Raw genomic sequence first — 22,630 nt, forward strand, 5'->3', positions numbered from 1 at the left:
CCTGTCAATCTTTATAGACAATTGGAAAGGAGGAAACTAAGTGGCTTTTAAATTCTACCCATTAAAACGATGGAGAAAGCAAGGTTTTTCTTCTCTATTAAATATCGTACTAGGTATCGCAGTTTTATACTTATCTGCCAGCATGCAAGATACGGTTTCGACTATTATAGTCATTATTTCTTCTTTCCTTTTTGTAAAAGGCTTGTATAACTCTATTTATCGTTCTTAATCGAGAAGATTCCTTCAAATTGCTAAGCAATTAGTGGGAGATGAATCGATTTTCACTACGAAAAAGTGTAATTTCTAATTGACGAACATATGTTCCTTTTGGTAAAATATTCTTATAATATTCAAAAGGAGATGACGGGCAAATGGGGAGGAAAGCATACTTTTCAAAACGTGTATATAAAAACACACTGGCGCAAAATCATGTGGATTCCATACGTCACGCTCTTTTTGTGTTCAACCAAGCAAAACATTACTCTTTTTCGACGAAGGTTAAAGAACTTCGTTCAGGAAAATCAAAAAGGGATGGGGATTCTCTGCATGTGCATGTGAAGAAAAAATTCGAACTGAATGATTACTATGCCAACAGCATTGTCCAAGAAGTAAAGGCTCTTTTAAAATCCCAAAAAGAACTGCAGAAGTTATACATCTCGAATAAAAAAGAGCAAATCAAATCGGTGAAAAGGAAAATCAAGACGACCAAAAAGAAATTAACCTCATTGAGAAAAGTAAAAACTTCTATCGCCAAAGGCGAAATCAACCTTCCAGGGAACTTGAAACACATTCAACAACATGGAAACTTGTTCGGAGTTCATTATAAAAATGAAACGCTTATTTTCTTCCATGTCTATTCTTTTGAACATGCGTACATAGATTCTGAAATAGTTAAATTAAAAAGCCGTTTAGGTCGTTTGGAATTCCGACTAGATAGATTAGAGAAGATGCTGTGTAGCCTAAAAGGGAATATCCATAACGTTGTTTTCGGCAGTAAAAAACTATTCCGTTCTCAATTCACGTTAGATACATATAAAAACAATCATGACCTTTGGAAACAGGATTGGACCCAATCTCGGTACAATCAAATGACGATTTCAGGAAGGAAAGATGCCAAATCAGGAAATTTTGTTTTTCATTACAATCCGAAAACCCATCAGTTAACCTTCCAAACTCCTGACGGAACCATCGTCCACATAGAAGACCTCGTATTTCCTTATGGGCAAGAACAAATAGATTCAGCTGTGGAAAAACAAATGAACTTACAATCCAAAGATAGGAAACTTCTAGGAAAGTCGGTTGGTTGGTCTATCGAAGACAAAGGCGACTACTATATCTTCAAGTGTTTACTAGATATCCCAACATCCGAATATAAAAACCATAGCAAAGCGGATGGGTTAATTGGTGTGGATTGCAACGTGGACCACTTTGCTGTATCGAATGTAAACCATAAAGGTCAATTCGTTAATAGTTTTGTTTTGGATTTCGACCTTGTTGGAAAAAGTTCCAATCAAATTACCAAGATTCTTGAAGCAGAGGCCATTGCTATTGTAGATTATGCGGTGAACCATCATAAAGGAATCGCGGTAGAAAAGCTGGATACAACCAAATCGAAAGTCTCTAACCCTTATGGAAATAAAAAAGCAAATATGCGTATGAGCTTATTTGCTTATCGTAAAATGGTTTCTGCTATTAAAAGTAGAGCCGAGAAATTAGGGATTGAGGTTCATGAGGTGAACCCGGCTTATACTTCTCAAATTGGTAAAATGAAATATATGAAGCGTTTTGGAATCTCAATTCACCAAGCTGCTTCTTACGTCATTGCTCGAAGAGCAATGGGATACAAAGAGAAGCTTCCACCAATGTTGCATTCCCTTGTTCCAGAGAAGAAACAAGGTCTACATCATTGGGCGCAATGGAACACAGTTTCTCGACTCCTGAGTGATGTCCCAACTTTTTGGTTCGGTCATTTAGAGCTTTCTGACATAGTAAGGCTTCGCGATGAACTCTCCTCACTCGGCTTCCTGTTGGAATCTAAGAAAAGGAAAGACAATCTTACTAAGGAGGAAAGTAGAAAATCCATTGTCTAGTTGAACAGGCTATGGTCTGCTTAGCAGCTTCTCATTTTGAGAATCCCCTTCCAAATGTTTAGCATTTGGTGGGGGTAGTTCAATATTTTCGATTACCTGAAAAGGATTATATTCGTCTGAATGACGAGGAGATTGTGATTCATAAGGGTAACTTTCATAAGAAAAAAATTTCGTTAGCAAAAATAAAAAAGGTAGTAGAGATTAAGGAGAATATCATCATAAATACAGGGAGTGTTTATGATGAGGAAATGATTTATGGAGAATGGCTATCAGATGAGAATGTAGCTTCATTAAAAAATGCACTATCCGATGCTTTACAATCAAAAGCTGTGCCATTCATAACAGAATCAGCAAGAACAGAGGATGGGTCCTAAAGATTCATTCTTTTTTTATGCGGAATAAATTCTGGAAAAAGGTAAAACGTAATGGAGTACGTAAAGGTTAAGGAGGCTTGAACTATGAGTGAAGCTCAGAAGGAAATGCTACATCAATTAGATAATAGACAAGAAAGTCTAACGAAAGGTTATATGGAGTACTGGAAGGAGTTCTCTTCTTTCAATACATGGCAATTTTGGGTTATATTGGCTATGCTTGTTATCCCTCTTATTGTTCTATTTTTTAAAATGGACAGAGAACGAGCTTTTCTCTTAGGTTTCTTTGGATTTAATGTTCACATTTGGTTTACGTATATAGATATGTTCGGCGCCAAGTTAAACTACTGGAGTTATCCTTATCAAGTAATGCCACTATTGAGTGTCAATTTTGGATTAGATGTTTCCCTTATTCCTGTAGTCTTTATGTTCCTCTATCAATGGATCATTCAACATAAGAAAAACTTCTATGTCTATTTTCTTGGACTATGCGTTTTTCTTTCTTTTGTATTCAAGCCAATCTTGGTAGCACTGGATTTGTTCCAACTAAACAAAGGAGCTAATTACTTTACCTTATTCATAGGATATGTTGTCATCATGCTTCTATCCAAATGGATTACGAATATCTTTTTCTACTTTAAACGTGATGATTCACTAGAAAAGCTTTAGACAGGATTATTAACCATCCATTCTAAAGCTTTTTATATGCATTATATCACTAGACAACCATTTTTTAGTGAAGCATTATGTTGTATAGATTTCCGCGGGAAAATAAAGGTCCAAGGCATGCTTGTGAACGGAGGTAATACGACAGGTAAGAAGAACGTTTCCTCGGCCATTAAATAATCGTTCTCCATATAGGATAGTTTTTGCTGGTTTAAAGAAAGTCCTTCCCCTGAAGTGTTGTGAATAATCACGGTTACAAGCAAGTCCTCCTTATGATTCACAGCTTGTCTTATTGGAGTGAATTGTATAATATCCTCGTCATTTAATGTTAATTCTGAAAAAACCTTTTCTATAAAAAATCGATCTGCATTCGCTATAGTTTTATCCCATTTTTCTTCAAATACAAGCTTTTGCATCGTTATCCCAGCCTTCAATAAAGTCTATTTATTTAATTGTAACAGATAGAGTGGTGATGTTATTGTACCAACTATACTTAAGGGGTTTAATGGAAATGGAAATATAACGTGTTCACCATTAAGCTCGTCCTATTATTTTACTAGTAGAAATTATGATGGATAACTATCCTTATCATGAAATAAAAGTAAATATTGAAAAAAGAAGTACTAACAAATCATCTTCCTTATATAATCTAGTGATTACTTATTTTTTAAACAAAAAGGAGAGATGAAATGCTGAAAAAGGTACTTCTTACTAGTGTAACGTTACTTCTCATGTTCCCTTCCATAATCTCTGCAGGTTCATTTGGAAAGGATGATCCATCAGGAACTCCTGGAAATTGGTATGTTGGAACCACTCCTTCTTATGTAGCTTCCTCTAAGCACACCATTCTATTTGTTCACGGACTTAACAGTTCCTCTAGTACATGGTGGGAAGAAAATGACATGTATAATACGGCTTACCAAGCTGGTTTTGAAACAGCTTTTATTGATTTGTACCCGACCAATAACATGTGGGATAACGGAAGTCTTCTCGCTCAAAAAGTTAAAGATATTTATAGTTACTTCGGTGAAAAAGTGGTGGTGGTTGCGCATAGTAAGGGTGGTGTAGACACTCAATCAGCATTAGTTCATTATGGGGCAGCCCCTTATGTTGAAAGAGTCATAACATTATCGAGCCCTCATCACGGCTCCCAGCTTGCTGATCTGGCATATAGTAGCTGGGCTGGTTGGTTGGCCAATATTATTGGGAGTAAAAGTGATGCGACTTATTCCTTACAGACCGGTTATATGGAGTACTTCCGTTCGGAAACAGACGGTAAAAGTAATGTGCTGCAAGTGCCAATCTATACATTCGGTGGTACTGAAATTGGCAGCTTCGGTAGCTCCTTATATTGGGGAGGATTATACCTGAATAGCTATGGGGCAAATGACGGTGCCGTAACTGTAGCAAGTTCCAGACTTCCTTATGCTACTGAACTACAGATTGGAGCATGGGATCATTCCAGTATTAAGGAAGGGACATCCACTTTTTCACTTTTTGAAAGTTACTTAGGCGAAAAAAATTATGCCATGTCCAGTCCAAAAATAGCTAAAGTACAACAAACATCTGTGGAACCTACAGAAAACGGCATTGCTTCTATCGTACGTGGTGGGGAAACAGCGGGTATGAAAAAGGAATCCTTTAATATTGAAAAAGGGGTTGATGAAATTACCATCGATTGGATGAGTAATCAGGAAATATCAGATCTAACTTTAATCGGTCCTACGAATAAAAAATATACGAATTTCAAAAAGAATGTAGATGAAACGGAGTATTTTAACGGAGCTTATCACCACACTTTAACAATTCCAAATCCAGCCTCAGGAACGTGGACGTTAGAAACGGAGATTAAACAAAAATATTTGCTACACGTTACAGTGGATAGCCCGTTGAATGATTCGCTAAAGCTATCCCTTACTAACGACACAATCAAAATGAAAACTAAAGATAAGTCTTTGAAAATAAAAGCGGATGCAACAATCGAGTATTACAAAAATGGAAAGCTCAAACAAGGAAAGGTAAAAGTGAAGGATTCCACTCTTAAGGTGCCAAATCTAGGGGAAGGAGTCTATAACATTACTATAGATATTGAAGGGAAACAGGGAAAAAGCAAGTTTGAAAGAACAAAGATTAAAACCGTTTATGTAGATAAAAATGGCAAAGTGTATAAGTAAAACGATCAAAAGCAGGAACTTATGGAGTTCCTGCTTTCTTCTCTGCATTCATAAACTTTTATGCTTGTAGTCACATGATATTTGTGAGTTTTATTATGCTAAAATAGAATCTAGCAGTGTTAATCTTCTATTTTGGTAACTTGAATTACAATTATTGTAGGTTTGATACTAACGCCAATAATTTTTAAGAGATTGTAAAAATAATAGCCCTGTGAAAGGGAAATGTTGTTTTGTAAAGGTAAACATGCTGAAGCACCAGGTACATACACGGATGACGGGTTAGTTGATTATAAGGGGCCACTTTTAACATAAAAGAAACAAGAACAGCTAAAAACTCTGTTGTAAATATGAGACAGAGATTAATTAACAGTGGAATCCTGAAGCTAAATGGTGTTGATTTTTGAATCGGACAATGTGTCTAGTTCACCTAGTGCAGCAGCTGTATTAGAAAGACGTGCAATTAGGTGGAATGAGTGAAAAAATACTACTGGCAAGACATTACATCAATTAAAGAGAGTAAAACCTTCTACGCAATAGTATATAAAGGGGTGAGATAATGAAACAAGGAATTTACGAAGAAATCATTAATAACAAACTGAAAAATGAATTGTCTAATATCGGTGAAGCCTCACAAATAGAAAAATCATCAATAGATGTAGAGGAAGCTAGAAAGGTGCTTTCCACCTATATATCTTTGATTACAAGAAAAGCTTTAAAATTTGTACGGGATAATGAAACGGATGATAAAGAAGCTCTAATCAAACAAATAGAGACGTGTAACAGCATCCTTAAGACACTTGGAGAAACCCTAGGACCCGAGGAATATAAGCTGCTTGAAGTAGATCAAGCAGGTGAGGTTCTCCTCTCTGTCTATTCTAAAATTAACACTATTAAAGGAATACGTGAAGAAAAATCGGTAAGACCTGTAACTTCTATTGCAGAAAGCTCTTTATTTACAGGCTCCACGTACGAACCAGATATGCTGAGTGAATTAAAGAAAGAGATATTGTCTTCGAATCAAATAGACTTCCTTGTTTCTTTTGTAAAGTGGAGTGGAATCCGCTGTATTATAGAAGAATTAAAACAGTTTACAAATAACGGCGGTCAACTTAGGGTCATTACTACTTCTTATATGGGAGCAACCGACCTAAAAGCGGTAGACGAGCTGAGTAAGCTACATAATACAGAAATAAAAATCTCTTATGATGTCGACCGGACTAGATTACACGCAAAAGCATATATGTTTAAAAGAGAGACGGGATTTACGACTGCATACATTGGATCGTCGAATCTTTCGAATCCAGCATTAACCTCCGGATTGGAATGGAATCTAAAGGTAACAGAAAAGGACTCATTTGATATTATTAAAAAATTTGAAGCAACCTTTGAAAGTTATTGGAATGATAAAGAATTTAAAGACTTTCATCACGGTAAGGAAGCGGATCATGAACAGCTTCGATTAGCACTTAGAAAAGACGCGAAGGAGTATAAGAATGATTTTTCCTTTACCCTCGATATTCAGCCTTATCATTATCAAAAAGAAATGCTTGAGAACCTTCAAGTCGAGAGAGAAGTCTTCGGTAGAACACGAAACCTACTTGTAGCGGCAACCGGAGTAGGGAAAACCGTTATTTCTGCTTTCGACTACAAGAACTTTCTTGCAAAGAGTGGGAAAAGAGCTCGCTTGTTATTTGTTGCCCATAGAGAAGAAATTTTAAAGCAAAGCCAGGATACGTTCAGAGCGATTCTAAGAGATTTTAACTTTGGAGATCTATTGGTTGGAGGGCATACTCCGTCATCCATGGATCATTTGTTTGTTAGCATTCAAAGCTTCAACAGTATGAAGCTTCATGAAACATTAACACATAATTTCTACGACTTTATTATTGTAGATGAGTTTCATCACGCAGCAGCTCAATCATATCAAACATTACTGGGTCACTTTCAACCTAAAATCTTACTAGGGCTAACGGCTACTCCTGAAAGAATGGACGGTAAAGATATTTTAGAGCATTTTGATGGTCAGATAGCATCAGAGATGCGATTAACGGAAGCTATCAATCGGAAATTACTTAGTCCTTTTCAGTATTTTGGTGTAAGTGATACGGTTGATTTATCCATGCTCAAATGGAATAGGAAGGGCTATGACACTAGTGAACTTGAAAACGTATATACCAATAATACGAGAAGAAGCCAGCAAATCGTTCAAAGTTTAACTAAGTATGTTACGGATATTAGTGAAGTCAAAGGCTTGGGATTCTGTGCAGGAGTGGAGCACGCAAAATATATGGCTAATTATTTTAATGCACACAATATTCCTTCCTTAGCCTTGTATGGATCGTCTGATTCAGAGACTAGAAGACTGGCAAAAGATAAATTATTCAAGGGAGAGATCCAATTTATCTTTGTAGCAGATTTATATAATGAAGGGGTAGATATTCCGGATGTAAATACCATCCTATTTTTACGTCCAACCGAAAGTTTAACGGTTTTTCTACAACAGCTAGGAAGAGGTCTTAGACTGGCCGATGGAAAAGAGTGTCTTACTGTATTAGATTTTGTTGGCCAAGCCCACAAGAATTATAATTTTGAAGAAAAGTTTAGAGCTCTAATCGGGAAGACTAAGTATTCTATTAAGCATTATATTGATGAGGGCTTTTCTAATTTACCAAAAGGTAGTTTTATTCAATTAGAAAAACAGGGTGAAGAGTATATTTTAAGAAATATAAAAGCCGCGACAAACTCAACGAAGAATTTAACAGAGAAAATGAAGTATTTCACTCAAGAGACTGGCTTAGATTTAACTTTATCAAACTTTCTCGAGCATCATCATTTGAGTGTTTATGATTTTTATGGTCAAGGTGGTAGAAGAACGTTTGAGAGAATGAAGGTTAACGCTGGCTTAGCAGAAGACTTTTACTGTGAACAAGAGGAATTAGTCACGAAGCGTTTACACAAGCTTTTTCCATTAAATTCAAAAAGGCTTTTGGAGTACTTTATTGATTTTGTAAACGGAAATCGTTCACCTAAAACAGAGGAAGAACACCTAATGAAAAACATGTTCTATTACTCTTTTTATCAGAAAGAGCCGAGTAAGTTAGGATTACTTTCTATCGAAGAAGGTTTGGATCTGCTTCTGGGTAATAAAAGAATGTGTGATGAAATTTATAGCGTTTTAAACTTTATGTACCATTCTATTAAAACGATGGAGATTCCTAATGATTTTGGTTTTACTTGTCCGTTAACTGTTCATTCGACTTATTCAAAAGAACAAATAATGGCAGCCTTCGGGTACTTTAATGAAGAAAAGTGCCCAGCATTTAGAGAAGGAGTTAAATATTTCTCGGAAAAGAAAATGGATATATTTTTTACAACGCTAAATAAATCTGAAAAAGATTTCTCTCCTTCAACACTTTATGAAGATTACGCAATTAATGAGAAGCTATTCCATTGGCAGTCCCAAAGTACGCTTACCGCAGGAAGTCCTACTGCAAAGAGGTATATGAACCATAATAAAAACAATCATAAAATAGCTCTTTTTGTCCGGGAGTTTAAGAAAGAAAATGGATACACTTCTGCGTTTACATTTCTCGGCACTTGTAATTATGTAAGGCATTATGGAGAAACCCCAATAAGCTTTATTTGGGAGTTAGATTATGAGTTGCCACCAACATTAGTTCCTAAAGCAAATAAAAGTATCATTTAAAAATAAGTCCTTCATATAAAGAAGGGCTTATTTTTCGTTTATAAGTAATTGTACGGCTGGAATATCAGCTGGTGCCCATCTTAAGGATTCCAGAGAATTCTTATTTAACCATAAAAGTGTTGAATGTTCTTTCGCTGTAGGTTCGCCGTCTAGGAGGGCACATTTAATAGCTATTAATTGAATGGTAAAGGTGTCATAATGATGGGTATGGTCATTTAGAATTTCTACTGGCTTAACCTCACAACCAAGTTCATCTTTTATTTCACGCACAATAGCCGTAAGCACATCTTCATCCTTCTCAACTTTTCCACCAGGAAACTCCCACCTGTTTGGTATCTCCATTGATGGAGATCGGAGCGCGCAAAGCACTTCTTTTCGATCATTTTCAATTACTGCTGCAACTACTTTCATAACTTTTTGCATGAGATCCTCCGGTACGTTTTTGAATTATCTTCTCATAGAATTGAGAAAATTAAAATATCTCAATTTTGGATTCTGATATAATTATGTATATAAATAAACACAGGAGGAAGTCAGTTGCCTACATATAACAAGCTAGTTCGAGATAAAATTCCTAAAATTATTTCCGAATCAGGAAAGCAATATACCATCGAAACTATCCAAGAAAAGGATTACGATAGACTTTTGAAAGAGAAGTTTTGGGAAGAAACAAAAGAATTGATGGATGCAGCCACTCAAGAGGAATTTCTTCAAGAAGCAGCAGACATACTTGAAGTGCTTCATGCTTTAATTAAGTTGAACGATGCCACAGTAGAACAAGTTGAAAAAATAAGAGAGGAAAAGAAGCGAGAACGAGGAGGATTTGAGAAGAGAATTTTTCTCAAGGAGGTTAAGAAATGAGCCATAAGCAAAGGTGGGTGAAATAAAGGAACTTTACCTTACAGACGAAGAAATATGGCGTATTTTTACTGTTGTCTTGTCTAACAAGTCTGCAAAATCATCCACCTATAAGTACGTACTTATTAAAGCGTTGATAGAGAATTTATATCAAACCAATGATGACTTCGAAATCACTTATGACCAGCTTGCTTATTCCTTTACTAAAGTGTATTGGAACCTCATTGTTCAAAATGAATTAATTTATCATAATAGAGGTCCAAAGAACGCAAAAGTTGTAACGATAATAAAAGAATACCAAGATAAGTACATGATTCCATCTGATTTTAGTTTTGAAAAAATAAAAGGTAGTATCCAACTAAAGTTAGTTAATCAAGTAAAAACTGTAATGAAAACGAATGTCTTTGGCGCTTTGTATGGGGATACACGCGGCAGGTTTTATGCGTTTGACCATAGAAGAGAATACTTTAGGTTAAATCCTGCTGTTCATGCCTTCATGCTTAATTATCAGAGGTTGATTGTGAATTTAACGAACTATCATATGGCGGCAATGATAGAAGATTTAAATGATGTGCCAAGCATTAATTATCTTTTGAATAAAGTTGAAAGCATTGCAAAAAGGAGCTCCTTACGTCCTTTTGAAAATATCTTGACAAGCTATTTTGAAAACATTTGCTTTTATTGCGGGAAAAATCTTATGCAATCTAAAACAGAAGTCGACCATTTTATCCCATGGTCTTTCGTTCAATCAGATCAAATATGGAATCTGGTGCTCTCATGCAGAGTATGTAACAATTCTAAAAGAGATAAACTACCAAAGAAAGAATATTTAAGTTTTATCGTACAAAGAAATCAGCAATTAGAAACGAGAATTCAGGTATCATCCGACTCTCCATTAATGGCCAATTATAATAAGAAGAAAATAATCTTACTTTACGATTATTCTATAAAGAATGGCTTTGATCAGATTTGGATTCCTCAAAAATAAAGAATGCTGCAAAGGAAATGTATAAAATGTCTTACACTCATGAACCAACTTATATCTACAATTACACCTGTGCAGAAGAAGAAATATCACTCTGTGCTTTGGAAATGCGAACTCTTTTCCAGACAGATACTCACTCACAATACACCACGGTTGAAAGCAATATCAAAATGGACCCTAGCCGAAGTCCATTTATTCGTGAAAGAATAGATATTTTATACGAGGGCGAGAGTATAAGCGATATTATTCCACATCTTAGAGAGATGGACAAGATCCTCGAAACGTTTAAGGTAAGATGCGTTCAAAATAAGCTAACTAAAATAGAATTAAAGGAACGACGCCGAATCGAAAGAGAAGTTGGTTTACATATTCCAGGTACACCAGATCTCCATAATCCAGAGAGAGTGTTTGGAGTCATGTTTGTAAACGGAAGTTGGGTGTTTGGGGATTATCATGAAAATCGGGCAGTATGGCTGCAGCATAAAAACAAACCAAATAGTTATTCGACTGCGTTAAATACACGTGTCGCAAGAGCAATTGTGAACATTGCTATTCCTAATCCAGAAGGAGTGAGGGCTATAGATCCTTGTTGTGGGATTGGAACTGTTTTGATTGAAGCACTCTCGATGGGGATTGATATAGAAGGAAGTGATAATAATCCCTTGGTTATGAAAGGTGTTAGGGAAAACATTGGTCATTTCCATTATAGTGCGGATGTAGCTTTACGAGATATAAAAGATATAACTAATCGTTATGATATTGCCATTATCGATTTGCCTTACAACTTGTGCTCTGTTTTGTCTGATGAAGAAAAACTTGAAATGCTACAAAGTGCCCGACAGTTCACAAAGCGCTTAGTGGTTGTCACCGTTGAACCAATTGATGACTTACTTCGTGATTCAGGATTTCATATGTTGGACCGCGCTGAACTAAGAAAACGTAAGTTTGTGAGACAAATCATTGTATGTGAATAATGATTCTCAATGTTTGTATTTTTAAAAAGAAAAAGCAGAGTTAAAGGGAATAGACGGGCTATCCCTATGTTTTTCTAAAATGTCTTGGCCTTAAACAACGAACTGTCTCCTGTTAAAAATATCGGATGAATTACTTCTTCTTTTTTAGGGTACATTATACCAAATCTACCATAAGAAAGGATGGAAGTTGATTTATGTCCGAAAATCCAATAACCATCGATGCCATTATAAACGGAGAAAAATATAAGATAGAAAAACATGCCCCAAGGGAGAACCCTACTCATCCAAAGGAAATCGTCGGATATGCCCCGGTTAATTCGGTTGAAGATACGATTAAGGCGATAGATGTAGCCTACGATACTTTTTCTACCTGGCGCGAATCTTCCATAGATGAACGTATTGAACGAATGAGAACTGCCATTCAAAAAATAAAGGATGCTACACCGGAAATTGCAAAGTTATTATCTCGGGAGCATGGAAAAGCGCTATATGATTCGGAAGGTGAAATAGGCGTTTCCTTAATGTGGATGGAATATGCCTGTGATAATGTAAAGGAAGTATTGAAAAATGATGTGCAGGAACACGATAACGGGAAGACAATAATTGCTAAAGACGCTATTGGTGTTGTGTCCGCTATTACACCATGGAACTACCCAATATCCCTTTCTACAATAAAGATTGCACCAGCATTGTTGGCAGGGAACACAATGGTCTTAAAACCAAGTCCTTTAGCGCCGCTTGCTGTTAGTAAAGTTGTAGAGATCATTGCAAATGAATTTCCGCCAGGAGTGTTAAACCTTGTCCATGGGGAAGCAGATGTTGGTGTGGAGTTAACGTCTAATCCAAAGATCGCGAAAATTGCCTTCACTGGTGGTACGGAAACAGCCAAACATATTATGAAGGCAGCTGCAGATACAATTAAGCATATGACGTTAGAATTAGGTGGCAATGATGCTGCTCTAGTTTTAAATGATTTTGATGTGAATGATGAAAGGGCAATGAGACGTCTGGTCATATCTAATTTTCTTACCGCTGGGCAAATCTGTATGATTGCGAAAAGAATTTATGTGGACAAGTCCATTTATGACAAGTTTGTAGAAAAATATATCGAAGCTGCAAACAAATGGATTAGAGTTGGAGATCCTTTTGATAAGAATGTTACCGTCGGCCCTGTTAATAATCAGAAGCAAGCAAAGTATGTTCAAAGTTTAATCGATGATGCAGCAGGAAAAGGGGCGAAGGTAATTAAATTAGGTGAAATTTTGGATCAAGATTTATTTGAAGAAGGTTATTTCATGCAGCCAACTGTTGTTTTAGGAGCTAACCAGAAAGACCCAATCGTGGAGAAGGAACAATTTGGTCCAACCGTTCCTATCTTGCCTTTTGATGATGACGAACATGCCATCCATCTTGCTAATGATAGTATCTTTGGACTTACAAGTTCTGTTTGGGGTGAGGAAGAGCATGCCGTTAAGGTTGCGAAACACATCCAAGCTGGAACAACGATGATTAACACAGCTGCCGTCCAAGGACTTGACGTACGGTTCCCGTTCGGTGGAGTGAAACAATCTGGAATTGGACGTGAATATGGAAAAGAAGGACTTCTTGCCTACACAGATACACATGTGATAAACGTTCCGAAAAATCTAGATCTTCCATATATTCCAGAATAGGTGCAAGCTAGATTTCTGAAGAGGAAAATGGAACAACTAAAGCAGCAAAGCCGTTCAAGGCACCGAATCACAATTTACTTGTTTAAATGAATTTTAGTGAAATAATTGGTAAAGAAATAAGAAGCACCATTCCTAACAAAATGTGCTTCTTATTTCTTTTAAAGATCATTGAAAGGCTTGTTAATGAGTTAAGCCTTCTTTAATCGTATTAATATTCCACTCCATCATATCGATATAGGTATCCCCATCCTCACCAGGTTCTCCTAGTGAATCGGTAAATACTTCACCCATTATGTCTACACCTGTTTCAGAAGATACGGCTTCCATACTTCTTGGGTCAATACTTGTTTCTAGGAATAATCCTTTAATTTGCTTTTCATTAATAATATCTACGATTCTGGTAATTTGTTCTGGTGTTCCTTGGTTTTCTTGGTTAATTTCCCAAATGTATTCTGCTTGGAATCCATACGCTTTACTGAAGTATTTGAATGCCCCTTCGCTTGTAACTAGAACACGTTGCTCCTTCCGTATTTTGTTAAATTCCGATATTGCTTCATCGTGAAGCTTCTCTAATTTCGCGATATAGTCTTCCGCGTTCTTTTCATAGACTTCCTTATTATCTGGATCCACTTTGATTAAGCCATCACGCGCATTTTCGGCATATTTAATCCCGTTTTCAACATCTAACCAAGCGTGTGGATCTTCTTCTCCTTCATTTCCTTCCGTTGTAAGGTACATCGGTTTTACGCCTTCACTCATACGAAAGACAGGAGCATCTTCTCCATCTTTACCGGTGGTTTCCATTAAATCATCAAACCATGCATTGCCTGCTTCGAGGTTTAAACCGTTATAAAATACTGCATCAGCATCCGTTGTCTTTTGAACATCTTCTGGTAGCGGATCATATTCGTGTGGATTAGAACCAATTGGCGCAAGACTATGAATATCGACTAAATCTCCTCCGACATTTTTGACGATGTCATACACGATAGAGTAGGTTGTTACAACTTGGACTTTGCCATCACTACTCTTGCCAGATGAATGATTCGTGCTCTCACTGCAAGCTGAAAGAAGTGTGATGGCTAGGGTTGCCATCATTAAATATAACAAGCTTTTCTTAAACATGTTAAAACTCTCCCTTTTAAAATAGTAGTTATATTAAGCTAAAGAAGCTTTTTTTCTTTTTGCCTTCATCGTTTTCCATAGCAACCCGTGTTTGGGCGAAAACAAGAAAACGAGAATAAATATCGAAGTAGATGTTAGAACAATGGTCGCACCAGATGCTAGGTTATACGTGAAGCTATAATAAAGCCCAACAATTGCAGAGATGGCACCTATGCTAGCCGCAAGGAAAATCATTATCGATAAACGATCTGTCAGTAGGTAAGCAGCTGCGGCAGGCGTAATTAGCATGGCGACAACAAGCACGATTCCAACGGTTTGTAAAGAAGCGACGGTTACCATGGTTAAAAGCGTCATAAGGAAATAATGAATAAATTGAACTGGTAAGCCATAAGCCGCTCCCATTGTTTCATCAAAGGAAGTAACAAGTAGTTCCTTATAAAATAGAAAAACAGCTACTAGTACAAGAACACCAATTCCTAATGTGATCCACATATCCGATGATCTTACTGCTAGGACGTTTCCAAATAGAATATGGTACAAATCTGTACTACTTTTTAGCAGGGTAATAATGATAATCCCTGAAGCAAAGGCGGCTGTGAACATAATTCCGATTGATGTATCATGTTTAATCCGACTATTTTGGGTCACAAATCCAATTGCAACGGAGGTAATCAGACCGCTTATTACGGCACCAAAAAAGAAATTAGTCCCGAGCATATAAGATAGGGCAACACCTGGTAATACCGCATGTGATATCGCATCTCCCATCAGTGCCATTCCTCGAAGGATGATAAAACACCCAATTACTCCACATATAATGCCGACCATAATGGATGTTAATAATGCTTTCTGTAAAAACTTATACTGCATGATTGCGTCTATAAATTCCATTACATCGACACTCCCATCTCATTCATAAAGGCAAATTGTCCTTTGTAGGCTTTTTCAATAACTTCTGGCTTAAATACATCACTAACACTGCCGAATCCAATTAATTCTTTGTTAAGTAAAATGAGTTGGTCAAAGTAATCATTCGCCTTACTTAAATCATGATGCACAACAATAACGGTCTTTCCTTGTTGGCACAGTTCTTTTAAAATTTTTACAATCGTTTCTTCACTTGAAATGTCAACTCCAACAAAAGGTTCATCTAAAAAGAATAAATCCGCTTTCTGCGCAAGTGCCCTAGCTAAGAATACTCGTTGTTGTTGACCACCTGATAGTTCCCCAATTTGTCGTTTACTGAAATCTTCCATACCGACACGCTTTAGACATTGAAGTGCCCATTCTTTTTCTTGTTTCTTTGGTCGACGGAACAATTTCAAGTGAGGATAGGTACCTATTAGTACAGCATCTAGAACTGTGATGGGGAAATCCCAGTCGATGTCGTTCCGTTGTGGAACATATGCAATTTTTTTACGAACGTTCTTAATAGAGCTGCCTAAGACTTGAATCTCTCCTTTATCACGAGGGATAAGCTGCAACATTGCTTTTAAAAACGTAGATTTTCCTGCTCCATTTGGTCCGATAATCCCAACTAAATGACCGGAATCTACAGAGAGGCTCACTCCTTTTACCGCCTCATTTCCGTAATAGGATACATGAAGGTCTTTAATGGAAATAGCAGATTGTTTCATTCTTTTGTCTCTCCTTTGTAAAAATCAATTTTAAAAAATGATTCCATAGGTAAATTTCCAATGATTAAATTATGCAAATCCGCTAAAAATGTTCTTTAGGACAATAAGTGTTGCTGTGAGCAATAATGATAGCTAATTAAAAAAGTTTTGCCTTAGTGCAAATTATAAGGAAACGATGATGAATGTCAATAGGAAAGTGAAAATTTTAACAATTAATCATCAAGTTTTAAACTGGGAATGGATAGAAAGTAGTATTTTAATTCTTTTCGTAAAACCAAAAGAAGGATATTATAAGGGATGTTTAAAAAGTCCGGGAAAAACACTTCAAGAGGGAGATTCCTCGGTGCAAGTCAGCAAGGGATTTACTCTGTAGTAGGGCCTTCCTCATGTAGCTCCCTTGTACTCGATGCTGCGCAGCCTTGAATTTTAATGAAGGATTGGTCGTTGACGAACGAAGTGAGGAAGAGCTTTAGTCGCACTTACTTACATCAGTAAACTAGAACAAAAGAAAGTGCGACTAAAGCTTTTATCCTCCTTTTTGAACATACACTTATATGTTAAAATTTAGAAATGTAAGATACATTTTTATGAGGGAGAGATGAAGATGCTAAAAAAGTTTGCTTCTGATGCGTTAGGTTTATCGGACATTGGGAAAATTATTGACCCACAGGATTTTGATAAGACGGATGCCGATGATTATGTCCGTCATGAAGACAATGAAAAGATTTATTTTCTGATTAAAACGAAATCGGATGAGTATTGTTTTACAAATTTAGCTCTTATCCATGTAGACGGAGAAAATGCGGTGTCGTCTAAACGGACTCTTAATCGTCACTCGTATTCCCAAAATAAAATTTCCAATGTGGTATTAGAAACAGCTGGTCGGGTAGATTTAGATATTGAAATTAAATTTAATATTGGTGGTCAAAGCTTTAACATTGATGTGGATAAGAACCAACTAGAAAAATTAAATGATTTATATAAAGCTTTAGTGTACATAGCTGAATTAACACATGAGAATAATGTCATGTTGGATATGGCAGGAGATAGTTTGAACAAGGCAGTTAATGTTTTACAAAATTCTAGAACAACGGAAAGTCAGCTTGCTGATCAATATAAGCAACTTACAGAGTTCGGTTTTGAGTGGTTGAAATCTGTACGAAAAGAATACCACCAAAAAGACTTTGGCAACGTTTTTGAAAAGTATATAAATAATTAAGATGAAACCACGAGTAGAAAGACGCTCGTGGTTTTGTCATTCCGTCATACATAATCCCGTGGTGATCAGGCAAACTAGAAATATCACTATGAAAGTATGGAGGGGTACATAGATGTCACAAAATCTACATCAACAATTACAGCAAGTGAGCCAACAAATACAAGATGCCCAGCAGGCTGTTATTCAAGCAAATGGAACAGACTCTCAGGAGATAGAGCAGACCATTCAACAGCTACAGCAAGTTGAACAACAGCTTAAAAACACACAAAGTCAATCGGGAACCGAAGCAACAGAGAATCCACAGTTCCAACAAGCGTATGAACAGTTACACAATGTAAGAAAACAAATAGAAAATATAAAAGATCATAGTAATGGGTAACAAGTCAGAAGAATCCTCGTTGGGGGATTCTTTTTTACATAATTAGTTTGTAAAGTGGAAAATAATAGATGTTGTTTGGTAGATTTTTTGTAGGGAATTAGCTTGATTACAGACATTGAAATGTACCAGCCCTGACATAGTATTTACCACCAATTGACAAACAGTGTACCAAAGATTGACACACTTTTTACCACTGTAATCCTTCTGATGATACAAGATTTAAAACTAGATTTTTGATATACAAAATGTGACATAGAAAAACACTGAAATTATTTTTCACAATTTCTTTTTTAGGTTCTTCAGTTTAATAACAAATGCTCTAATCGATATACCAACGATGATATAGAAAAAGAATGAGTATATGTAATTCCATTTAATATAGATAACTAATTCTTTCCATACACTGAAGGGTTCACCTATAAAAGCAAATACACCAGCCATAGAAATTAAGGCTATAATATAGGATTTCCAAGTGTTGAAATATTGATATAACAGCATTAGTGCTACGGGTACCATAGAAATATCAAAGGGAAATGCTCTGGGGAAAATAGGAAATAGAGATGTAGGATATTGCCAGAAGTCTATTTCTGTGCCAAGTATGTCCGTTATGGTTGTTATTTTGATAATGAACATTCCGAATAGAAAATTCTCAACAATTCTATCACGGTCTACTAGTTTCACCCAAAGTACCCATGGTAATATAAAAAATGCTAATAAAAGCCACCAATCAAAGGTGAATAAATCGTATTGTAACCAGCCGTTAATATCGACATTTAATGCTTCCTTTTCAAGTTCATTTACTTTAAGGAGGTTCTCGTATTTTCCAGTCATTAAAAATCTCCTACTCTTTAATTAGGTAAAATAATTATTTGCATTGTACTTTCAATTTATGCAAGTTTAGATAAATGTCGAGTTCTCATTTCGAAAATACTGAGCATTTAAACAACATCTACTTGTTGTAACTTTGTGAAAAAGTGCACTTAAAGTAACAGGAGTTTATTTTGAAAAAAATAACAACAAAAGAAAGTCTTTTCTACGCAGTATAAACATACTCAACATTTTGACGAGTTGTGGACGACCATACGCCTAATTTTTCCGTGACAATAAGGAGAATTAGGCTTTTTATTATAGAATCCTTGATTTTTCTATTGGTAAATGCCTTGTCTTAGGGTGGTGGATTTCGTGGCAACTGTTGGTAAATAGCATGGCAGAAATGGTACATTCTTGTGGCTGTAATCAATTAGCTTTATGAATAATTCATTTTAATGTTTGGAAAAAGAAGCGATAAGTCTGGATTGGGCTGACATCTTCATCGTAATAGGATTTATTCTATTTATTATATTAATCGTAGCTATTTTGGTATTTGGTTTATTTTTATTTTTCATTGATAGAAACCAAAATCCGCAAAAAGCTCTCATCATAGACGAGAAAAAACATCGAACAGCTAATTACTTGATTACAATGAGGAAAGGACTTTTTCGATTGGCTACTGCAGCTGGGTTGGATTCTCCTATCCATTTCACTCCTTCTGATGTGATGTATAAAGATGACAAGGGGAGAGTATCTACCTTAGAAGAAATTTATAAAGAAATTACAAGTTCTTAATATTAATAGTATGCAGGGATATGGACTAATCGATATTTCCTGCTTTTTTTCATAGTGACACATATCTTCATTCATGCTATTTTAGCATTGGGAGAAAATTCCTAAGGAGGTAGTCATGGATAATTTGATAAACGAGCCAACTGTTCAACTTTCACATGATATTAAAAAAGTTTGGATAACAAATGAACTCATTCAAAACATTATAGGTTTTATTGTTTTGGGGGTTTTATTTTATTTAGATTATCATTTTAATTGGTTCGATTGGATTGGATGGGTACTTATTATTCTTACAATCCTATCGGTTCTAGGCGCAATTTGGGGAATATGGATCAAGCCGATTATTTTATATAAGACGTGGAGGTACGACCTCAATGAGGAATTTTTGCAATTAAAGTACGGGGCTATCACGGAAGAGAAACAGTTGATTCCGATGACGAAGATTCAAGCTGTTTCCACGAAACAAGGGCCATTAATGAAAAAATACGGACTTTATGCTATTTCCATTGAAACGATGGGGTCATCGCATAGCATACCCGGGATTTCCGAAGAGATTGCCCAAGACCTTCGTAACCAAATTGCGGTTTATGCAAAGGTGAAGGAGGTGGAGTAAATGACGGAAACAAGACGTTACCATCCGCTTATCATCTTGTTTCAAATTGGTAAACTAATAAGAAGTTCAATCATTTTTATTGTATATTTATTTATACTAAATTTAGATTCTGAATCAACATATATTTTCTACGGGCGAATTGTCTTTTTAGTCATTTTCACTTTATCCGTTTTTTCGATCGTATTAAAATGGTTTGTGCAAACCTATCAGGTAGAGGATACCGCCTTTCAGGTTAATAAAGGGCTTTTTGTCAAATCAAAACAGACGATCCCTTTCTCCAAAATACAAAATGTGAATCGGCATACATCGTTCTTTCATAGGCTTCTTCGCGTGACATCTGTACATTTTGAAACTGGTATGAATAGTGAAGAGTCGGCTGTTGAATTTTCAGTCATTTCGCGAGCTGAGGCAGATCGACTAGAAAAGCATGTGAAGCAGTATGAAATGGCAGAACATACGGAAAATACTAAGGTGGAAGTGGAAGAAGACACCACTGAAATTAACCAACTAACAACGAAAAGAACCATTCATTTTACTCCAACAAAAAAAGATACAATAAAAGCGGCATTTACATCATTAAGTTTTCTCGTGCTTGTTCCAGTGCTAGGGTCCCTTTATACGAATATAGATGACATTTTTGACCTGGATCAACAAGCAGAAGGACTATTCCTTACCATCGTTAATTCATGGTGGATTACGACCATTGTTGTCCTTTTTATTATTGTAGCTTCTTTAGCCTATGGTATTATTCGTACCTTTCTAAAGTACGGAAAATATGAGATTTCTTCTGACGAGGAACGAATTTATATTAAAAAAGGGGTCTTGGATGAGACAGCCTTCTCCATTGCGAAAGAAAAAGTGCAAGCGGTTGAAGTCACACAATCCTTTATGAAGAGAATTCTTGGCTTAGCAGAAGTAAAACTGACGAGCACTAGTAATTCCATTAATGACAGTTTAGAAGTAAATACGTTATACCCATTCTTACCAATAAAACGGGCATATGAAATGATTGAAGAGATGTTACCAACTTATTCCGTAAGCGAAAGCATGCAACGTCTTCCAAAAAAATCTTTATGGATACGATTGATTCGCCCGAGTTGGCTTTGGATGATAGTCACGGTCATTGTTTTCTTTTGGAAGCCAGAATTTTTAGGGTTCGCCCAGTTTTGGTGGGTAGGTTCGATCGCCTTATTTATCCTTGTTTATATAAGTAGATTGTTGGATTATTACAATTCTCGTTATGTTTTGAATGGACCATTTATTCAATTTAAGACAGGAGGATTCATGACACAACTATTTATTACGAAACGGGAAAAAGTTATTACGGTAAGTGTGTCAAAAGGATTTTCTCAACGTCTATTTGGCCTTGCCAGTATAGGCACTGTAAACCGGGCAAATCCAGTTCATCATGCTGGGCTAGATGACGTGCCACAAGAGCTAGTAAGTACTTTTTATCGTTGGTATGCAAATCGAAGAGAAGAAGTGAAATATGAGCAGGAATAGGAGGAAGAGGACCCTTGTTAAAGCCAATGGTCCTCTTTTCTACTTAGTATTTAAATAGCATTGCAATAAGCTGATACCCAGCTCCAATTGTCCAAAAGAGAACATGGTCTCCTCTTTTAACTTGTCCACTTTCAATACCTGCATGTAAGGCAATAAATGGGCTACTTGTTCCTGTATATCCAAAGGTGTCCCCGATATAGACGATTTGCCTGTCCTCTAACGAAAAATTGTCCTGGATTTTTAATATATTGGCAAGTGAAAATTGAGAAAAACAATACGCCTTTATGTCCTTTGTTTCTAAATGATTTCTTTCTAAAAGTCTTTCAATCATATCGTAAGTAGGTGGTAAAGCAATATTTCCATCAAACGGAAGCCATTTTATATACTTATTCTCATCGGTTGCGTTTTGCATAAGATTAGTTAGTCCATTTCCTGGATACAAAATCTTATCACGATTCACGGAATCTGTGAAATAAAGGGCATCGATAAATCCACAATCTTCCTCAGTTTTTTCAAGGACAACAGCGGCGGAAGCATCTCCATAATTGGAATAAGTAATTTCATCCTCGGGATTGCTGATGAGAGAATTATAATCAGAGCCGACAACCAAAGTTGTTTGAACATGTTGATTCGATTTCATATAGTGACAAGCTTGTTCAACAGCTACTGTCATACCAGCGCAATTCGCATTGGAATCCAATATGATCGTATCATGGTCAGCACCAATGGCATCATGAAGAAACATAGCATTTGCGGGAAAAGTGGTTTCCGGTACTTGTGTGGAGAACACAATCATATCAATATCTTTTCCTGAAAGGTTTAACTTCTTAAGTACGCGTTTCGCTGCTTCTATACCCATTGTCAATCCGTTTTCATGGTCATTATCTATAATGTATCTAGATTTTCTGCCCATATGTTCTAAAAAGCGTTTTATATCTTTTCCTTTGGAAGAAAAGTGCTCTAAAAAGTGGTCGTTGTCAATAGCATGATTTGGATGATATATATCTACACCTTTTATTCTTACGTTACTCATGATTGCTCTCCTTTTATTTGAT

The 22,630-nt window shown here is 36.2% G+C and carries 22 protein-coding genes; 15 read left to right on the plus strand and 7 right to left on the minus strand.

Annotated features, from left to right (window positions below; genetic code table 11):
• Positions 1 to 40: 40 nt before the first annotated feature.
• The 4 genes from KO561_RS07360 (at position 41) to KO561_RS07375 (ending at position 3,130) form a co-directional block, all read left to right on the plus strand.
• On the plus strand, positions 41 to 229 hold the full coding sequence (locus tag KO561_RS07360; RefSeq protein WP_231096467.1) for a hypothetical protein: 189 nt from the start codon (positions 41 to 43) through the stop codon (positions 227 to 229).
• Between the two features lie 142 nt (positions 230 to 371).
• Positions 372 to 2,090 carry an IS200/IS605 family accessory protein TnpB-related protein gene (locus KO561_RS07365; protein WP_231096468.1) on the plus strand — a complete coding sequence of 573 codons (1,719 nt, stop codon included), beginning with the start codon at positions 372 to 374 and terminating at the stop codon, positions 2,088 to 2,090.
• Positions 2,091 to 2,224: 134 nt separating this feature from the next.
• Positions 2,225 to 2,464, plus strand: coding sequence for a hypothetical protein (locus KO561_RS07370; protein ID WP_231096469.1), 240 nt, complete (start codon positions 2,225 to 2,227; stop codon positions 2,462 to 2,464).
• An 84-nt stretch (positions 2,465 to 2,548) separates the two neighbouring features.
• Complete coding sequence (locus KO561_RS07375; RefSeq protein WP_231096470.1) at positions 2,549 to 3,130, plus strand: CBO0543 family protein; 582 nt, start codon at positions 2,549 to 2,551, stop codon at positions 3,128 to 3,130.
• 41 nt (positions 3,131 to 3,171) lie between these two features.
• Here KO561_RS07375 and KO561_RS07380 read toward each other — a convergent pair whose 3' ends face one another.
• Positions 3,172 to 3,543 carry an SLAP domain-containing protein gene (locus KO561_RS07380; RefSeq protein WP_231096471.1) on the minus strand — a complete coding sequence of 124 codons (372 nt, stop codon included), beginning with the start codon at positions 3,541 to 3,543 and terminating at the stop codon, positions 3,172 to 3,174.
• Positions 3,544 to 3,816: 273 nt separating this feature from the next.
• Between KO561_RS07380 and KO561_RS07385 the strand changes: the two genes are divergently transcribed.
• Entirely contained in the window at positions 3,817 to 5,301 is a 1,485-nt protein-coding gene (locus KO561_RS07385; protein WP_231096472.1) for an esterase/lipase family protein, read from the plus strand.
• A 556-nt stretch (positions 5,302 to 5,857) separates the two neighbouring features.
• Positions 5,858 to 9,007 carry a DEAD/DEAH box helicase gene (locus KO561_RS07390; RefSeq protein WP_231096473.1) on the plus strand — a complete coding sequence of 1,050 codons (3,150 nt, stop codon included), beginning with the start codon at positions 5,858 to 5,860 and terminating at the stop codon, positions 9,005 to 9,007.
• A gap of 27 nt (positions 9,008 to 9,034) precedes the next feature.
• On the opposite strand, the gene KO561_RS07395 is transcribed toward KO561_RS07390, so the two are convergent.
• On the minus strand, positions 9,035 to 9,430 hold the full coding sequence (locus tag KO561_RS07395; protein ID WP_231096474.1) for a (deoxy)nucleoside triphosphate pyrophosphohydrolase: 396 nt from the start codon (positions 9,428 to 9,430) through the stop codon (positions 9,035 to 9,037).
• Between the two features lie 114 nt (positions 9,431 to 9,544).
• Between KO561_RS07395 and KO561_RS07400 the strand changes: the two genes are divergently transcribed.
• The 4 genes from KO561_RS07400 to KO561_RS07415 all read left to right on the plus strand — a co-directional run bounded on the left by KO561_RS07400 (position 9,545) and on the right by KO561_RS07415 (position 13,497).
• Complete coding sequence (locus tag KO561_RS07400) at positions 9,545 to 9,868, plus strand: pyrophosphohydrolase domain-containing protein (RefSeq protein WP_231096475.1); 324 nt, start codon at positions 9,545 to 9,547, stop codon at positions 9,866 to 9,868.
• 13 nt (positions 9,869 to 9,881) lie between these two features.
• Positions 9,882 to 10,853 carry an HNH endonuclease gene (locus KO561_RS07405; RefSeq protein WP_231096476.1) on the plus strand — a complete coding sequence of 324 codons (972 nt, stop codon included), beginning with the start codon at positions 9,882 to 9,884 and terminating at the stop codon, positions 10,851 to 10,853.
• A 26-nt stretch (positions 10,854 to 10,879) separates the two neighbouring features.
• Entirely contained in the window at positions 10,880 to 11,824 is a 945-nt protein-coding gene (locus KO561_RS07410; protein WP_231096477.1) for a TRM11 family SAM-dependent methyltransferase, read from the plus strand.
• Between the two features lie 194 nt (positions 11,825 to 12,018).
• Positions 12,019 to 13,497 carry an aldehyde dehydrogenase family protein gene (locus KO561_RS07415; protein WP_231096478.1) on the plus strand — a complete coding sequence of 493 codons (1,479 nt, stop codon included), beginning with the start codon at positions 12,019 to 12,021 and terminating at the stop codon, positions 13,495 to 13,497.
• 180 nt (positions 13,498 to 13,677) lie between these two features.
• Here the strand turns inward: KO561_RS07415 and KO561_RS07420 are convergent, their stop codons facing one another.
• The 3 genes from KO561_RS07420 to KO561_RS07430 are packed head-to-tail and all read right to left on the minus strand — an operon-like array spanning position 13,678 to position 16,259.
• The gene (locus tag KO561_RS07420) at positions 13,678 to 14,622 is read right to left on the minus strand and encodes a metal ABC transporter substrate-binding protein (RefSeq protein ID WP_231096479.1); all 945 of its coding nucleotides are present in this window, start codon (positions 14,620 to 14,622) and stop codon (positions 13,678 to 13,680) included.
• Between the two features lie 33 nt (positions 14,623 to 14,655).
• Positions 14,656 to 15,513, minus strand: a complete 858-nt coding sequence (locus KO561_RS07425; protein ID WP_231096480.1) for a metal ABC transporter permease — start codon at positions 15,511 to 15,513, stop codon at positions 14,656 to 14,658.
• On the minus strand, positions 15,513 to 16,259 hold the full coding sequence (locus KO561_RS07430) for a metal ABC transporter ATP-binding protein (protein ID WP_231096481.1): 747 nt from the start codon (positions 16,257 to 16,259) through the stop codon (positions 15,513 to 15,515). The genes KO561_RS07425 and KO561_RS07430 overlap by 1 nt, the downstream gene beginning before the upstream one ends.
• 604 nt (positions 16,260 to 16,863) lie before the next feature.
• Here KO561_RS07430 and KO561_RS07435 point away from each other — a divergent pair.
• Both KO561_RS07435 and KO561_RS07440 read left to right on the plus strand, forming a co-directional pair.
• Positions 16,864 to 17,478: a PH domain-containing protein gene (locus tag KO561_RS07435; protein WP_231096482.1), complete on the plus strand. Its 615-nt coding sequence runs from the start codon at positions 16,864 to 16,866 to the stop codon at positions 17,476 to 17,478.
• Between the two features lie 112 nt (positions 17,479 to 17,590).
• Positions 17,591 to 17,857, plus strand: coding sequence for a hypothetical protein (locus KO561_RS07440; RefSeq protein ID WP_231096483.1), 267 nt, complete (start codon positions 17,591 to 17,593; stop codon positions 17,855 to 17,857).
• 276 nt (positions 17,858 to 18,133) lie between these two features.
• Here the strand turns inward: KO561_RS07440 and KO561_RS07445 are convergent, their stop codons facing one another.
• Positions 18,134 to 18,688, minus strand: coding sequence for a CBO0543 family protein (locus KO561_RS07445; RefSeq protein WP_231096484.1), 555 nt, complete (start codon positions 18,686 to 18,688; stop codon positions 18,134 to 18,136).
• Between the two features lie 438 nt (positions 18,689 to 19,126).
• Between KO561_RS07445 and KO561_RS20500 the strand changes: the two genes are divergently transcribed.
• The 3 genes from KO561_RS20500 to KO561_RS07460 all read left to right on the plus strand — a co-directional run bounded on the left by KO561_RS20500 (position 19,127) and on the right by KO561_RS07460 (position 21,575).
• Positions 19,127 to 19,462 (plus strand): hypothetical protein, encoded by a 336-nt coding sequence (locus tag KO561_RS20500; RefSeq protein WP_331000838.1) that lies wholly within the window; start codon positions 19,127 to 19,129, stop codon positions 19,460 to 19,462.
• Positions 19,463 to 19,577: 115 nt separating this feature from the next.
• Positions 19,578 to 20,072, plus strand: coding sequence for a PH domain-containing protein (locus KO561_RS07455; RefSeq protein WP_231096485.1), 495 nt, complete (start codon positions 19,578 to 19,580; stop codon positions 20,070 to 20,072).
• On the plus strand, positions 20,073 to 21,575 hold the full coding sequence (locus tag KO561_RS07460; RefSeq protein ID WP_231096486.1) for a PH domain-containing protein: 1,503 nt from the start codon (positions 20,073 to 20,075) through the stop codon (positions 21,573 to 21,575).
• 43 nt (positions 21,576 to 21,618) lie between these two features.
• On the opposite strand, the gene KO561_RS07465 is transcribed toward KO561_RS07460, so the two are convergent.
• Entirely contained in the window at positions 21,619 to 22,608 is a 990-nt protein-coding gene (locus KO561_RS07465) for a ketoacyl-ACP synthase III (RefSeq protein WP_231096487.1), read from the minus strand.
• Between the last annotated feature and the right edge of the window lie 22 nt (positions 22,609 to 22,630).

It is taken from the genome of Radiobacillus kanasensis, from assembly GCF_021049245.1.
Taxonomy (GTDB): domain Bacteria; phylum Bacillota; class Bacilli; order Bacillales; family Amphibacillaceae; genus Radiobacillus; species Radiobacillus kanasensis.

Bases quoted from the DNA above. Each gene is read 5' to 3' on its own strand.
- KO561_RS07365 (WP_231096468.1), top strand. From the start codon at position 372: ATGGGGAGGAAAGCATACTTTTCAAAACGTGTATATAAAAACACACTG.
- KO561_RS07375 (WP_231096470.1), top strand. From the start codon at position 2,549: ATGAGTGAAGCTCAGAAGGAAATGCTACATCAATTAGATAATAGACAA.
- KO561_RS07380 (WP_231096471.1), bottom strand. From the start codon at position 3,543: ATGCAAAAGCTTGTATTTGAAGAAAAATGGGATAAAACTATAGCGAAT.
- KO561_RS07385 (WP_231096472.1), top strand. From the start codon at position 3,817: ATGCTGAAAAAGGTACTTCTTACTAGTGTAACGTTACTTCTCATGTTC.
- KO561_RS07390 (WP_231096473.1), top strand. From the start codon at position 5,858: ATGAAACAAGGAATTTACGAAGAAATCATTAATAACAAACTGAAAAAT.
- KO561_RS07395 (WP_231096474.1), bottom strand. From the start codon at position 9,430: ATGCAAAAAGTTATGAAAGTAGTTGCAGCAGTAATTGAAAATGATCGA.
- KO561_RS07410 (WP_231096477.1), top strand. From the start codon at position 10,880: ATGTCTTACACTCATGAACCAACTTATATCTACAATTACACCTGTGCA.
- KO561_RS07415 (WP_231096478.1), top strand. From the start codon at position 12,019: ATGTCCGAAAATCCAATAACCATCGATGCCATTATAAACGGAGAAAAA.
- KO561_RS07420 (WP_231096479.1), bottom strand. From the start codon at position 14,622: ATGTTTAAGAAAAGCTTGTTATATTTAATGATGGCAACCCTAGCCATC.
- KO561_RS07425 (WP_231096480.1), bottom strand. From the start codon at position 15,513: ATGGAATTTATAGACGCAATCATGCAGTATAAGTTTTTACAGAAAGCA.
- KO561_RS07430 (WP_231096481.1), bottom strand. From the start codon at position 16,259: ATGAAACAATCTGCTATTTCCATTAAAGACCTTCATGTATCCTATTAC.
- KO561_RS07435 (WP_231096482.1), top strand. From the start codon at position 16,864: ATGCTAAAAAAGTTTGCTTCTGATGCGTTAGGTTTATCGGACATTGGG.
- KO561_RS07440 (WP_231096483.1), top strand. From the start codon at position 17,591: ATGTCACAAAATCTACATCAACAATTACAGCAAGTGAGCCAACAAATA.
- KO561_RS07445 (WP_231096484.1), bottom strand. From the start codon at position 18,688: ATGACTGGAAAATACGAGAACCTCCTTAAAGTAAATGAACTTGAAAAG.
- KO561_RS07455 (WP_231096485.1), top strand. From the start codon at position 19,578: ATGGATAATTTGATAAACGAGCCAACTGTTCAACTTTCACATGATATT.
- KO561_RS07460 (WP_231096486.1), top strand. From the start codon at position 20,073: ATGACGGAAACAAGACGTTACCATCCGCTTATCATCTTGTTTCAAATT.
- KO561_RS07465 (WP_231096487.1), bottom strand. From the start codon at position 22,608: ATGAGTAACGTAAGAATAAAAGGTGTAGATATATATCATCCAAATCAT.